This window comes from Kosakonia pseudosacchari (assembly GCF_015167415.1).
Lineage (GTDB): Bacteria > Pseudomonadota > Gammaproteobacteria > Enterobacterales > Enterobacteriaceae > Kosakonia > Kosakonia pseudosacchari.
Window position 1 is genome coordinate 37,786 of the sequence record NZ_CP063426.1, and the last position, 12,673, is coordinate 50,458.

Annotated in this window: 14 protein-coding genes; 9 read left to right on the forward strand and 5 right to left on the reverse strand. The window is 48.7% G+C overall.

Annotation, left to right across the window (positions count from 1 at the left end; translation table 11 throughout):
- Window positions 1-86 precede the first annotated feature (86 nt).
- Both IP581_RS23560 and IP581_RS23565 read right to left on the reverse strand, forming a co-directional pair.
- Window positions 87-1,163, reverse strand: a complete 1,077-nt coding sequence (locus IP581_RS23560) for a hypothetical protein (RefSeq protein WP_193822801.1) — start codon at window positions 1,161-1,163, stop codon at window positions 87-89.
- A 250-nt stretch (window positions 1,164-1,413) separates the two neighbouring features.
- Window positions 1,414-1,887: a hypothetical protein gene (locus IP581_RS23565; protein ID WP_193822802.1), complete on the reverse strand. Its 474-nt coding sequence runs from the start codon at window positions 1,885-1,887 to the stop codon at window positions 1,414-1,416.
- A 477-nt stretch (window positions 1,888-2,364) separates the two neighbouring features.
- On the opposite strand from IP581_RS23565, the gene IP581_RS23570 reads away from it, so the two are divergent.
- The 4 genes from IP581_RS23570 to IP581_RS23585 all read left to right on the forward strand — a co-directional run bounded on the left by IP581_RS23570 (window position 2,365) and on the right by IP581_RS23585 (window position 4,913).
- Window positions 2,365-2,637 (forward strand): hypothetical protein, encoded by a 273-nt coding sequence (locus IP581_RS23570; protein WP_193822803.1) that lies wholly within the window; start codon window positions 2,365-2,367, stop codon window positions 2,635-2,637.
- Between the two features lie 22 nt (window positions 2,638-2,659).
- Entirely contained in the window at window positions 2,660-2,935 is a 276-nt protein-coding gene (locus tag IP581_RS23575; protein ID WP_193822804.1) for a hypothetical protein, read from the forward strand.
- Window positions 2,936-3,106: 171 nt separating this feature from the next.
- Window positions 3,107-3,751 carry an SOS response-associated peptidase family protein gene (locus IP581_RS23580; protein ID WP_407659168.1) on the forward strand — a complete coding sequence of 215 codons (645 nt, stop codon included), beginning with the start codon at window positions 3,107-3,109 and terminating at the stop codon, window positions 3,749-3,751.
- A gap of 379 nt (window positions 3,752-4,130) precedes the next feature.
- Window positions 4,131-4,913 (forward strand): TraX family protein, encoded by a 783-nt coding sequence (locus tag IP581_RS23585; RefSeq protein WP_193822805.1) that lies wholly within the window; start codon window positions 4,131-4,133, stop codon window positions 4,911-4,913.
- Between the two features lie 11 nt (window positions 4,914-4,924).
- On the opposite strand, the gene IP581_RS23590 is transcribed toward IP581_RS23585, so the two are convergent.
- Window positions 4,925-5,101, reverse strand: coding sequence for a hypothetical protein (locus tag IP581_RS23590; RefSeq protein WP_017460062.1), 177 nt, complete (start codon window positions 5,099-5,101; stop codon window positions 4,925-4,927).
- A 294-nt stretch (window positions 5,102-5,395) separates the two neighbouring features.
- Window positions 5,396-8,380 carry a Tn3 family transposase gene (locus IP581_RS23595; protein WP_021242989.1) on the reverse strand — a complete coding sequence of 995 codons (2,985 nt, stop codon included), beginning with the start codon at window positions 8,378-8,380 and terminating at the stop codon, window positions 5,396-5,398.
- 159 nt (window positions 8,381-8,539) lie between these two features.
- Here IP581_RS23595 and IP581_RS23600 point away from each other — a divergent pair, with 159 nt between their 5' ends.
- The 4 genes from IP581_RS23600 to IP581_RS23615 all read left to right on the forward strand — a co-directional run bounded on the left by IP581_RS23600 (window position 8,540) and on the right by IP581_RS23615 (window position 10,932).
- Window positions 8,540-9,124, forward strand: a complete 585-nt coding sequence (locus IP581_RS23600) for a recombinase family protein (protein WP_012695450.1) — start codon at window positions 8,540-8,542, stop codon at window positions 9,122-9,124.
- A 184-nt stretch (window positions 9,125-9,308) separates the two neighbouring features.
- The gene (locus IP581_RS23605) at window positions 9,309-9,866 is read left to right on the forward strand and encodes an OsmC family protein (RefSeq protein WP_000108589.1); all 558 of its coding nucleotides are present in this window, start codon (window positions 9,309-9,311) and stop codon (window positions 9,864-9,866) included.
- A gap of 141 nt (window positions 9,867-10,007) precedes the next feature.
- Window positions 10,008-10,589, forward strand: a complete 582-nt coding sequence (locus IP581_RS23610; RefSeq protein WP_000210409.1) for a TetR/AcrR family transcriptional regulator — start codon at window positions 10,008-10,010, stop codon at window positions 10,587-10,589.
- Between the two features lie 4 nt (window positions 10,590-10,593).
- Window positions 10,594-10,932, forward strand: coding sequence for a carboxymuconolactone decarboxylase family protein (locus IP581_RS23615; protein ID WP_000888080.1), 339 nt, complete (start codon window positions 10,594-10,596; stop codon window positions 10,930-10,932).
- Window positions 10,933-10,961: 29 nt separating this feature from the next.
- Here IP581_RS23615 and IP581_RS23620 read toward each other — a convergent pair whose 3' ends face one another.
- Window positions 10,962-11,291 (reverse strand): thioredoxin family protein, encoded by a 330-nt coding sequence (locus IP581_RS23620; RefSeq protein WP_002431133.1) that lies wholly within the window; start codon window positions 11,289-11,291, stop codon window positions 10,962-10,964.
- A gap of 213 nt (window positions 11,292-11,504) precedes the next feature.
- On the opposite strand from IP581_RS23620, the gene IP581_RS23625 reads away from it, so the two are divergent.
- The gene (locus IP581_RS23625; RefSeq protein ID WP_006687059.1) at window positions 11,505-12,611 is read left to right on the forward strand and encodes an alkene reductase; all 1,107 of its coding nucleotides are present in this window, start codon (window positions 11,505-11,507) and stop codon (window positions 12,609-12,611) included.
- The last annotated feature ends 62 nt before the right edge of the window (window positions 12,612-12,673 follow it).

Below are 12,673 nucleotides of genomic sequence, written 5' to 3' on the forward strand. Positions count from 1 at the left end.
CAACCTCTAGCACCAGTTTTCGGGCCGCCTCCCACAATGTAAATTCGTTATATCAGAGCTACCACCATTAATCACATTTGAAATGATTATATGGAGCCCTCTCTTACTACATCCGCCCCATGGATTGTAGTCGAACAGGAATACACAAACTCAGCAGATGCCTCAATACAACCTCTGTTATAACCTCTAAGTAATTCTTCATTATCAACATAAATTGAAATACTCATGTGGCCCGCCATTAAACGTTTAAATTCTTTATAGACGTCCTCTGTAAATTTCAAACCCATACGTTCCGATGCATTTCGTGCAATATCTCTACTGTACTCACTGTCAATTAAATTATGTTCCAGAGCTATGAAACAATTTTTTGAAACATTGAACTTATATGTCATATCAGAATAAACCACAGAGCCAACATCTGGAATTAAAACAGCCCCCTTTGATTCATCCAAATAATATCCAATTATTACCGCTGTATATAATTCCTTTGCTTTGAAAAACTCTTCCATCATCCCATCTAAAACAGGGTTTTTCATGTTTTCATCATGGTAAACAAACAGAAGTATAAGTTTTATCCAGCTATCAAAATCAGACTCACTTACTTTATATGTTTTACATATAAAATCCCGATGTTTTTTTTCATTTTTAACAAGAGCATTAAAGATCAATTTGAACTCACCCCCTTGACCATGCACGATAAAATCTTTAGCAAAATCAAACATCTTTAATGCCTGACATATGTTGTGCGGGTTTCTTATGAAATTCAGAAATTTCATCTTTTGAAAGAATTTCACATCTGAATAAAATTCAGAACCATCAATTTTATCAACTCCGGCAACTGAGTCATCTATCTTATTTTTAATAGCTGAAAGAAAATTTGATGCTCTATTATTATATTGCTCCTCAAAATAACCAAAAAATTTCTCCATATTAACGCGCTTGCCATCATCCATAATAGCGATAGTGAAAAGATCATCTCCGCATGAAAGCCCTTTAACACGCTTCCTTTCTGGTTGGGACAGTTTGTAATCTCTCTTATTAATTAACCTAAATCTATTGATTTTAATTGAACCATGGGGAGCGTCAGGGACGGCACTATTCCATCTGAATTCGGTTTGAGATATGAAGTGTTGATTTGATGTTTTATTCATTAGTTCAGTCATGAAGAACTTCCTTTCTAAATTATCAACTATAAACGATCGGTAGAGTGACAATAATTAAAGTAACGATATTGACGCTGAAACATGTCACATAACCAGTAATTTATTCAACGTTATGTAAACCTGATTGTCTTTAGCTTTGGTGACGAAATTGTCTTGGATTCCAGCGTACAACCCCAAAAAGGAAAATAAACAATTTAAAAAATCGATTAGTGACGATGACGATAAGTAATATGTCAGGCACGGCTCACCCTTAAAGAAAGAATCGGCCTTCCGCCTCATAACCTTCTGGCCTGGGATCGGGGATCGCACGGAGTTTTTCTCTCATATCGGTGCGAAGATACGTATCGAAGATGTTTCGCTTTCCGTGGCCTTGCAAGTGCTTCCCCGTTTTTCGCTCAAGCCAGGCACTGGCGGTAGCACCTACAAATTTGGGGTAATGAATTTTTTTAGCTAACGGTCGACTAAAATTGAAGTTTTCGCGGGCATTACCTGATGCCTCTGCTTGCGGGTGTTTCGAGTGGTCGTAGTTCCACCAGACAGAGATCCGCAGCTCACCGACACTTATGCTGTTCCAGATGACGACCGACGGATAACCCGCAAGCTCAGTAAAAAGGTGACCATTCTCATCGGTAGGTGCGTCACCATCAGGAGCGCCGAGAGATAGTTTGCCCTGTCTGACCGCTTCATTGACTCCTAATACCAGCAACTTTCGATAATTATCCATTTCGACGCTCCCCATTCACAAAAGAAGAATATCGGTATAGCAGGGGTCAACTCCATCTTGCCACTATCGTGACATTTTGCCCTCAGCCGGAATCGACTCTACTTAGTGTAATTAAAAAGATTAAATCTGACTATCAGGTAGATAGCCTCACTACATGACACGACTCATCCCAAAAAACACATGGAATTATCTCTTTAAAATACGTTTTCGAACCATTGGCCCTACGGCACCATGTCGCAGGCAACACTGGACTGGGAAGGCAGGGCCCATTCAGCCGATGCCAGAGTGCCGTAACTCAGGAAGGCTTCGTCCGGCTGGCCCTTAAACCCCTCTGTAGAACAGAAGTGAACACTAAGAAAGTTTCACTTGATCATATTTTTTATACCTAAGAAACATTTAACCATTGATTAATGCCTTAATAAGCACCTATTATCGTGGATAGCTAATAATAAACGACATAAATGGAGACCAAGTTAAATGCCATCAATCTATGACTTTGAAAGGCAAGTATTTGAAAAAGAAGGTGTTAGAATTGTAATTCGTTCTAATGGCCATGGGATAGATCTTCCTGACTATGGTTATCAAAGGCAAGCATCTGACAGCACAAGACTAAGCGATTTTTTAGCTAATCGCATCGACACTGTGTTAAACGAGCATGATTTGTCCTGCAGCGTGGTTTCTGGAGATGGTAATGCCTCAGTTCACGGCAATACCAAGCTGGAAAGACTTCGGGATAGCTATGATAAATAAGTAATTTTAAAAGGGTACTAACATGATAAATGAATCTGATTACAAGGCCGGATGGACAACTCCAATAATACATCCAGTCACTGGCAATATGTGCTTTGGTGGGGCTGCCCGTAACGTGCGACTGTCGCAGCAAGGTGGTGTTGATGCCGTGGCCAACGCAAGTGCTCTTTCCGCCTTCGCAATGATGCAACCGGTGGTTGATGCCTTTCAGCAGCAGCTTCAAGTATCTCAGGCGCTGAATGTTCAATATCAAACATTACTTGCTCAACATCTGGCGAATGTACCGTCTGAATTGTAATCTGGCGGGGCAGTACACATACCGAACTTTATTTACTGCCCCATTCCGCTACCCGTTTAATCCTTTCAACCACTCCTTTTCGTTTCAACTCCCTAAAGCAAGTATTCATGTAGGGGTCAGCACGTTGCCAGCGTAGTACTGAATGTCGCCCGGCTTCATGCCGGCTTTTTTATAGCGTATGGACTGCCGGAAATCAGCGGGGAGACTGTTCCTTATGATCCTCATCCTCTGGAACACTACAATGTAGCGCCGGGCACCCGTATTCTTATACGGAGTGAACGCGACGGGAACTTTGCGCTTGATCCGGTTCTTTGGGGCTACAGCCCGCAATGGTGGACAAAAGCACCGATGATAAATGCCCGCAGTGAAACCGCCGCTACCGGAAAAATGTTCAGCAAGCTCTGGCGCAGCGGTCGCGCGATTGTTCCTGCAGATGGCTGGTATGAATGGAAAAAAACAGGCTCCCGCAAACAGCCTTATTTCATCTACCGTTCAGACGGAAGCCCGTTGTTTATGGCCGCGATTGGACACGCGCCCTTTGATACTGACCACGGGCAGGAAGGTTTTGTTATTGTGACGGCCCCAAGTAATCAGGGCTTGATTGATATTCATGACCGTCGGCCGCTGGTATTTGATACTGAGTCCGCCCTCAGTTGGATAAATGAAAAAACCAGCCCGGAAGACGCCGCAGATCTGGCTGAAAAACATGCGCTGCCGGAAAGCGATTTCAGCTGGTATCCGGTATCCGCTAAAGTCGGCAATCCTCATAATCAGGGGCAAGAGTTAATTAAAAAAATTGACGAGCCACTCGCCTGAAATACAGTTTATTTGCCGCATATTTTATGCCAAAATTTTTATTTTTGATAATCCGGTAATCAGATAAAAATATTTAAACGTGTGCAAAATCAGCTTAGAATTATATGTGCGGACGCTAAAGTTTTTAAGTTAAATGCCGAAGAATAATATTATTAACTCAGATATTATTAGCGCATGAACAGTTTCTTTCTTTTCAGCACCGCACTGTCAAATAAAGATAAAAATTCTGCAATGTTAATTATCCGGGATAAATCAGAATCCGTGGCGAGAAAGATTTTGCAGAAAGCCGGCGTCAGTGTGCCGTCTTACAGCGGCCGAGTTTTCTGGCAATGGGTACAGGATTATATTTTACGGGCGTGCCGGACTGAAAAGGACATAAATGACACAATATCTCAGCGTAACGATGTACGGACTGACGTCGAGAATACACCACTGGCTGGCTATCAGTCCGGGTGCGGCCGACAGGCTCAAACTGACGGCGCTGGTTGCCATGCTGGCGGACCATATCAATACGCTTCTGCTGACGCCGGCGCGACCGGAGCTCTATGCGCTGGGGAGAATGGCGTTTCCGCTGTTCGTCCTGATATGGGCACGCAATGTGATGCTCCGGCCAGAGCGCCTGCAGTTAAGGGCAAACCGGATGTGGCTCTGGGCAGTGGTCACCCAGCCGGCATTCAGTCTGGCGTTCCGGGGGCACGACCCGTGGTACGCCCTCAACATTCTGTTTGTCTTCGCCGGCGTCACGCAGCTGCTTGCCTGGCATCACCGGTACCGTCTGGCTGGCATGGCGGGCGGCGTGTTATTGCTTGTCCTGATGGCGTGGCCACTGTCTGTCGCAAGTTACGGCGTGCCGGGGCTGGTACTGGCCCTGTCGCTGGCCATCTTCCTGCACAACACCTCATTCCGGCACCGCCTGTCGGCCGGAGCCGCCGCCTTCATTGCGCTGCTTGCACTGAACAGTCAGCATTTACAGGAGATACCGGTTACCGTGGTTGTGCTGGCTATTCTGCCCACCGTTCTGCTGCCGGTAGCGGCAGTCAGTGCGGCCACCTCACCGGCTGCGGGAAGGGAAAAACGGTTTATGCCGTCGTCATTCTTTTATCTGGCCTATACCGGCCATCTGCTGGTCATCGGGCTGGTCAGGATGCAGGGACTGGGTTGAGCGGCGGTGGTTTATTTCCTCGATGCCAGCCAGATAATGGCTACGGCAAATACGGCGGTAACACCCCAGGCATAGTCCGGCCAGAATTTTCCACCCAGCGCGGCAACACTCACGATGAGTACGGCACAGATAACAATGCTGGCAAGAAGACGAAGCTGCCAGCGCAGCCATTTTCCAAAAAAAGTCATCGAATTATCCGGTTAATTGCAGCTGCTATTTCGTCATCAGAAGACATAATCCGGTTAAGTGACGGGTTCCTACTGATGACAGGCTCAATCAGAAAATACAACATTTCCAGTTCTTCAGCATAGAGAGCATGATAGTACATACCATTTTGTTGCTTAAGCCTGTCGGCCGCATCTGCGGCCTTCTGCACATAGGCATACCAGCCGGTAAGGGTGAGTGCCAGTGTGCTTCGCTTTAGCAGGGCACGATCAATCGTTGTTGTCGGGGTCCGCTTGGAAAACGGAAATTATCCCACGCTAAGACTGTTTTTTGTACAAAGCGGTATCGACTGTACGTAATGAGCGGTATTTTCCGGATCCCAGCTTAAGATTATTACGCCAGACGTAATCTCCACTCAGATTGATATGTTCCCAGCCCAGGGGAGAAAGATGAGAGACCAGTTGCTCATTTATCGGGATACCCTTTCGTTTTAGTGACTCAATAGCTCTTTCTATATATACCGTGTTCCACAACGTGATCGCTGCTGTCAGTAATGTCAGCCCGCTGGCGCGATAACTCTGATTCTCCAGCCCACGATCCCTTATTTCACCCAGACGGTGCAAAAAGACCGCTCGCGCAAGGGCATTACGGGCCTCACCCTTATTCAGCCCCGCCTGCACGCGTCGGCGCAGACCGGGATCACGGAACCAGTCCAGCATAAATAGTGTCCGTTCGATGCGGCCAATCTCTCTCAGCGCTTTGGCAAGTCCATTCTGTTTTGGGTAACTGGCTAACTTTTTCATCATCAGTGATGCGGTGACTGTCCCCTGCTTAATCGAGGTTGCCAGGCGCAATACCTCATCCCAGTGCGACTCAATGTCTTTGATATTCAGGCAGGTTGTTGATATGACAGACTGAAGCCCCGGATAGCGCTCGGCCTTTCCATGAATAAACAGCCGCTTGTCATGAAGATCACGGATCCTTGGCGCAAAAGCGAATCCCAGCAGGTGCATCAGGGCGAAAACATGTTCAGTGAAGCCTGCGGTATCGGTGTAATGCTCGGTAATTTCCAGATCGCTTTCATGGTACAGCAGGCCATCAAGCACGTGGGTTGAGTCGCGCACCCGGCTGATCACTTTGGCGTAGAACGGGCTGTATTGGTCTGAGATATGCGTATAAATCTGCACGCCCGGCTCCTGACCATATTTAAGATTGACCTGACCGGCATAACGTCCGTGACTGCCTACCCGAAAGTTCTGCCCGTCTGACGACGATGTTGTCCCGTCGCCCCAGAATGCGGCCAGAGGCCGCTCTTTCTGTGCGTTGACCAGCTCGGCCAGTGCCGCTGAATAAGTTTCATCCCTGATGTACCATGCCTGAATACCTTCGAGTGACGATCTTGTGGCCCCAGGGCAGGATTCCGCCATTTTTGTCAGCCCAAGGTTGATGCCGTCAGCCAGAATGGTGGTCAGCAACAGTCTTCCGTCTTTTGGTCTGACGTTATTATTTTTGAGGTGCGCGAAGTGACGCGTAAATCCCGTCCAGCTATCAACTTCTTCCAGTATCTCCGTAATTTTCGGATGGGGAAGCATGCCATAGACCAAATCTGCAAAGGGCGAAACACCTGAAGGAACGCTGTTCTCCAGTGGAGTGATTTTTACGCCTTTATCTGAGATATCTACATCGGGCAAATCACCGGCAAGCGCCATCGCGTTAACTTCTTCCAGCCGAGATGCAAGAAGAGTCATACGGGCCTGAAGGTATGCCTGGCTATCGGTCTGAACGGCCAACTGTAACTGGTCATTATGTCGGGATTTCTCAAACTCAGCAGTCGGGATGAGATAATCATCAAAATTTTTGTAGCGGCGCGATCCTTTTACCCAGATATCACCGGAACGTAATGCACCCTTGAGTTCATTCAGTACGCAAAACTCGTAGTACTTGCGGTCGATGCCTGAAGGCGTGAGCACCAGTTTTCGCCAGCTTTCAGGGATAAACCCTGTTGGCGCTGATGGCGGCACTTTACGAAGTTGTTTACGGTACATTTCCGTTATGGTGTCCAGCGCATCGCTGAGCGCCTGCGCCGCAGGTGTCGCCATGAACTGCAATGCTGACAGCATACGCGGGGCATATTTACGCAACGTACTGTATTTTTCGGTGATCAGATGAAGCGCGTCGAAATTGCCCTTACGGGAAAGAAACCGCGTTTCTTCCACGCTGTTGATGAATTCCTGCCAGGGAAGGACATCTTCTATTGCAGTCCAGGGATCTTCCCCGGATTCTCTGGCGTTAAGTAACGCCTGCCCGACGGTAACGTACTGCTTCAGCTTGCTCTGAATAAGCTTTCCCGTTTGCTGGAGCCGTTCGGCCTGCGTGCGTTTTGCCCTGCTGAACAGACTACCCAGGATACGCTCGTGCAGATCAATCACTTCGTCAGTCAGGGTGGCCCTGGCCTCTGTTATTATACAAACCAGCGTAGCGTAACGTCTGACATCGGTGAATTTTGCCAGGTCCCTGCTGCTCATTTTCCGGCCCTCACGCGCCAGTTTAAGCAACCTGTTCTGGTGAACGGAAAGTGCAATACCATCAGGCAACCCCAGCGCAGCGATGGAATTAAGCCGGTCGATATGTTGCAGCACATTTTTACCGTTTATTTTACCCGGAGGCTGTAGCAGCCATGCCAGACGGGAAGGTTGTTCACCCTCTGATATGAGCAGGCTGTCGAGTGCTGATTTATGCTGCTTTTCCAGTTGCGCGGTAAGTGTCGAAAATACCGATCTGTTAGCGAGCGTGACGACTTCGGCAAGCGTCCGTTCGATCACTTCAACAGAAGGGAAAATAACATTATTGTTATGTAGCCAGCTGAGCATTTCTTCCGCCAGCATAAATCCTTTGTCAGTTCGCATGGCATAGGGGTGCAGATGACGGATACAGTCTTTTTGCATTGACCGGCTGAACGGGGATAGTTCCAGGTAGCGATAAAGTTCGGTCAGATGTTCCCAGCGGGTTTGCTCTCTGGATGCATATTCCGGCCATAAATCAGGCTGAAGTTTCAGTCGGGAAGCAACCCTGGATACAACGCCATTGTGAGGAGCACTGCTTTTGTCCGGAATAAATCCAGGTCCACGCAGATAACAGAGTAATACAGCAAAGCCCAGGCGATTCGCTGGCCTTCGGTGCTTATTAATGAGCGCAATATCCGGTTCGTTCAGAAAACACATTCGGGTCAGAATAATTTCATCATCTGGTATAACCAGTAAGCGTTCCTGCTCTTCGCTGCTCAGTATCTGTCGCCGTGGCATAAATGCCTCCCTCGCGTATAGTTTTCATCTGTTATTTGTTCGCTGTGACCGAAACCGGTCGGTTTCGTACACCACTTACAGCACATGTCCGAAACTTAGTGAAATTAATTTCGGACACACGTTATAATTCGGACATCCATTTCGTACGGAAAGTTTCCCATGTCACGTGTTTTTGCCTACTGCAGGGTCTCAACTCTGGAACAGACCACAGAAAACCAGCGTCGTGAAATTGAAGCGGCGGGTTTTGCCATCAGATCCCAACGACTTATTGAGGAGCATATCAGTGGCTCGGTTGCTGCCAGCGAACGCCCCGGATTTATCCGGTTGCTAGATCGCATGGAAAATGGGGATGTACTGATTGTCACCAAACTTGACCGTCTGGGTCGTAATGCGATGGATATCCGAAAAACAGTAGAGCAACTGGCGGCTTTAGATATTCGCGTTCATTGTCTCGCACTCGGAGGCGTTGACTTGACCAGTCCGGCCGGAAAAATGACTATGCAGGTAATTTCTGCTGTAGCGGAGTTTGAGCGGGATTTGCTGCTTGAGCGAACGTATTCAGGTATTGCGAGGGCAAAAGCGGCTGGAAAACGCTTCGGTCGCCCCCCCATCCTGAGCGAGGAACAAAAGCAAACAGTGACAGAGCGCCTAAATGCTGGCATCAGTATCAGTGCTATTGCCCGGGAATTTAATACCACCCGCCAGACTATCCTTCGGGTAAAGGCTGGATTGCTGCAAGAGTGAGCGGCTGGGAAGATTATAAAAAAATCAAATGGTTATTATGAAATAAAACAGCCTGCTGGGTTCTTTTCCCCCTATTTTTTATAAAAGAGTAGACAAAAGAGGTTCGCGATATTAATCTACCAACTAGATGGTTGGTACTGATTACACCAGCTATACCTTTTATCAAGAAATTACAGGAGCCATTATGTCTACTACCGTTAAACCTTCTGCAGACGCAGCTGCGATCCACAATACCCGTGAAGCAGTTCGCAGCCAGCCTGGCCTGGGTAACCTGACTTTCCAGATGAAAGCCCGTTCCAGCGGCGGATTAACCGTTCGCACAGAGACCGGCGCCACAATCCAGAACGGCGTTATCGATACCAGCCGTGTGGGGAAATTTTCTAATATCGGTGATGAACCCGCAGGTTTACTCGGCACCGATACCGGCATGAGCCCGACTGAATACATCATGCAGGCGCTGGCTGGCTGTTATACCGCCACCCTTACCATGATGGCTGCTGAAAAAGGGATCGACCTGGACGGTATCGAGCTGGATCTTAATTTCGATATCAACCTCAACGGCTTCCTTGGGCTGGACAGCAACGTGCGTAAAGGTGCGAAATCTATTCGCGTCGATGTTCACCTTACGAGCAAGACCGCCAGTCGCGAGGAGTTAGAAGCGCTGGTCAGCGAAATGCAAAAGAATTCGCCAATCCACGATACTCTGGCTAATCCGGTTGAAATGATTACACGCCTGGCGTGATGTCAGAGATGTAATGCTGCCATTCAGAATGCAGGATGGCAGTGACGTTCAGCTCTGCACGATACTGAGTCAGTGATACAACTTGCTACGGAAAAATAGCAACAATATAATCTATCAACTAGTAGATTATATGGAGTAATTATGACAACCATGACACGGGAACGGCTGCTCAGCGAAGCAGAACACCTGATGCGCGAAAAAGGGTATTCAGCATTCAGCTATGCTGATTTATCAAAAATAGTGGGTATCACCAAGGCCAGTATTCATCACCATTTCCCGACCAAAGATATTCTGGGTGAGCAGGTGGTAATACAGGCGTTCTCTGATACACAACGCGTATTTGAGCAGATAGAGGCGACTGAGAAAAGCGCGGAGAGAAGAATTGCGGCTTACATCGATATCTTCGCGCAAAGCCATAAAGCTTCGCTACTGCCACTGTGTTGTGCGTTGTCAGCAGAGACCGCCAATCTGCCTCAGGCAATTACTGTACAGACATCACTTTATTTCGATATGCAAATCGAGTGGCTCACAAAAGTCGTCAGGGCGGGCATGGAGTCAGGTGAGTTTTCATCCCATGCCGAACCATCAGATATTGCTTTGATGATCATTAATGTCTGTGAAGGCTCAAGCGTAGTGGCGCATGCAACGGCCAGACCCGAAGTCTTCGCCAACAGCCTTAAGTATATAAAACTGCTTCTTAATACCCCTCATTCAGGAGAATGACACTATGCTGGACTGGAACAACTATCGCTCAGAGTTAATGCAACGTTTAGGCGAGTTGGGCAAACTGACCCCCGAGACCATGAAAGGCGTGGTTGCCCTGGGCAACGCAGGTAACAAAACTGACCTTTTGGGCGCAAAAGTGCGTGAACTCATTGCCCTGGCGTGCGCAGTCACAACCCGCTGCGACGGCTGTATTGCTTTTCACGCCGACGCCGCTGTGAAAGCCGGTGCAACCGACGCTGAAATTGCTGAAGCGCTGGGCGTGGCGATTAACCTCAACGCTGGCGCGGCGGTCATTTATTCAGCCCGCACTCTTGATGCCGTCGGTCAGGCACGCGGTTAAGCATTAATAAATTCCACGTTAAAAGGGCATTACTGCCCTTTTTTTATGTCCGCAATAGCCTGAGCATATACCGATGCAGGTTTCACACCCGGTATGCGTTTAACTAATTGCCCTTCATGAAATATCAGCACAGACGGCAGCCCCCAGATCTCGTATTTGGTTGTCAGCACCGGCGCCTGATCTACATTGACTTTCCCCACCTGAATATCTCTATCGAGCCGGTCTGCAAACTGACTGAACATTTCTTCGCTGGCCTGACAGGGCGGACACCAGGGTGCAGAGAAACGTACCACCGATATTCCTTTGTACTGCTCTATCTGGCGGAAATTATCTTCGTTATAAGCTGTTAATGTACGCATGGTGATGACCTCGCAAAATGAGTGACAATTCAGAAATGGCTGCGTTATGACAAAAAAATACGACACACCCATTGACCTACCTACTAGATGGTTGGTATATTGCCACCCATCAGATGTTTATGCAACTCCAGTGCGCGACGTCCAGTCGATGATACTGCCGGGCTGTGCAAATCCCTGCCGGGATACTCCTTTTTGTTTTTTGTGAGGTATACGATGAGTAAGCTTTTCACCCCCTACAATCTGTCTGGCCTGGCGTTAAAAAACCGTGTAGTCATGGCACCGATGACCCGCACCCGCACCATGAATGACGTGCCGGATGAGGTCGTGGCTTTGTACTATGCACAGCGTGCTTCTGCTGGCCTGCTCATCACCGAAGGGATGCCGGTTTCAGAAGAAGGCCGGGGTTACCTTTATACCCCTGGTATCTACAACGACGAACACGTCCAGGGCTGGCGTAAGGTGACACAAGCGGTTCACGCCAAAGGTGGCCGTATTTTCGCGCAGCTCTGGCACGTCGGCCGTATGTCTCACGTCTCTCTTCAGCCAGGCCACATAGCGCCGGTTTCAGCGGGCACCGTTCAGGCGGTCAATACCACCGTTTTTGCGCTGACCGAATCCGGAGAACCGGGCCCGGTTGTACCAAGCCAGCCACGCGCGCTGGAAACGCATGAAGTTAAACGCATCACTGCAGACTTCGTGCACTCCGCACGCCTGGCGATGGAAGCCGGCTTTGACGGCGTGGAAATCATGGCGGCAAACGGATTCATCTTTGACCAGTTCCTCAGTAGCGAACTGAACACCCGCACCGACGAATACGGCGGCTCGGTGGAAAATCGTCAGCGTTTCCTGCTGGAGACCATTGACGCCGTGGCGGAAGCCGTGGGTAACAGCCACGTTGCCGTGCGCCTGTCACCGTTCGGCCGCATTTATGACCTCGCGCCGTATGAAGGTGAAGAGCAAACCTGGTCAGCCATCACCGACGCGCTCGGTCAGCGGGAACTGGCCTACGTACACCTTTACTATCAGCCGGTGTACACCAAAGCGCCACTTCCGGAAGGCTTCCGCCGCCGTTTTCGCAACACGTTTAAAGGCACCATCATCGCTGCCGGCGGTTTTACCCGTGATATCGCAGAGCAGGCTCTGGAAGATGATGAGCTGGATCTGGTGGCATTTGGTGTGCCCTACATCGCTAACCCGGATCTGGTTGAAAGAATGCAAAACGGCTGGCCACTGGCAGAAAGTGACCGCGCCACCTACTACGGCGTCAGTGGTTCCCCGGAAAAAGGCTATACCGATTACCCGGTCTGGCAGGCGCAATAAATCCCATACGGTCGCGGTTCTCTGATAAGTGAGATCCGACCGCCCAACGTCTTTGAGGAATC

What these genes read in the sequence shown, in the direction of transcription:
- IP581_RS23560 (WP_193822801.1), bottom strand. Translation starts at nt 1,163, where the DNA reads ATGACTGAACTAATGAATAAAACATCAAATCAACACTTCATATCTCAA.
- IP581_RS23565 (WP_193822802.1), bottom strand. Translation starts at nt 1,887, where the DNA reads ATGGATAATTATCGAAAGTTGCTGGTATTAGGAGTCAATGAAGCGGTC.
- IP581_RS23570 (WP_193822803.1), top strand. Translation starts at nt 2,365, where the DNA reads ATGCCATCAATCTATGACTTTGAAAGGCAAGTATTTGAAAAAGAAGGT.
- IP581_RS23575 (WP_193822804.1), top strand. Translation starts at nt 2,660, where the DNA reads ATGATAAATGAATCTGATTACAAGGCCGGATGGACAACTCCAATAATA.
- IP581_RS23585 (WP_193822805.1), top strand. Translation starts at nt 4,131, where the DNA reads ATGACACAATATCTCAGCGTAACGATGTACGGACTGACGTCGAGAATA.
- IP581_RS23590 (WP_017460062.1), bottom strand. Translation starts at nt 5,101, where the DNA reads ATGACTTTTTTTGGAAAATGGCTGCGCTGGCAGCTTCGTCTTCTTGCC.
- IP581_RS23595 (WP_021242989.1), bottom strand. Translation starts at nt 8,380, where the DNA reads ATGCCACGGCGACAGATACTGAGCAGCGAAGAGCAGGAACGCTTACTG.
- IP581_RS23600 (WP_012695450.1), top strand. Translation starts at nt 8,540, where the DNA reads ATGTCACGTGTTTTTGCCTACTGCAGGGTCTCAACTCTGGAACAGACC.
- IP581_RS23605 (WP_000108589.1), top strand. Translation starts at nt 9,309, where the DNA reads ATGTCTACTACCGTTAAACCTTCTGCAGACGCAGCTGCGATCCACAAT.
- IP581_RS23610 (WP_000210409.1), top strand. Translation starts at nt 10,008, where the DNA reads ATGACAACCATGACACGGGAACGGCTGCTCAGCGAAGCAGAACACCTG.
- IP581_RS23615 (WP_000888080.1), top strand. Translation starts at nt 10,594, where the DNA reads ATGCTGGACTGGAACAACTATCGCTCAGAGTTAATGCAACGTTTAGGC.
- IP581_RS23620 (WP_002431133.1), bottom strand. Translation starts at nt 11,291, where the DNA reads ATGCGTACATTAACAGCTTATAACGAAGATAATTTCCGCCAGATAGAG.
- IP581_RS23625 (WP_006687059.1), top strand. Translation starts at nt 11,505, where the DNA reads ATGAGTAAGCTTTTCACCCCCTACAATCTGTCTGGCCTGGCGTTAAAA.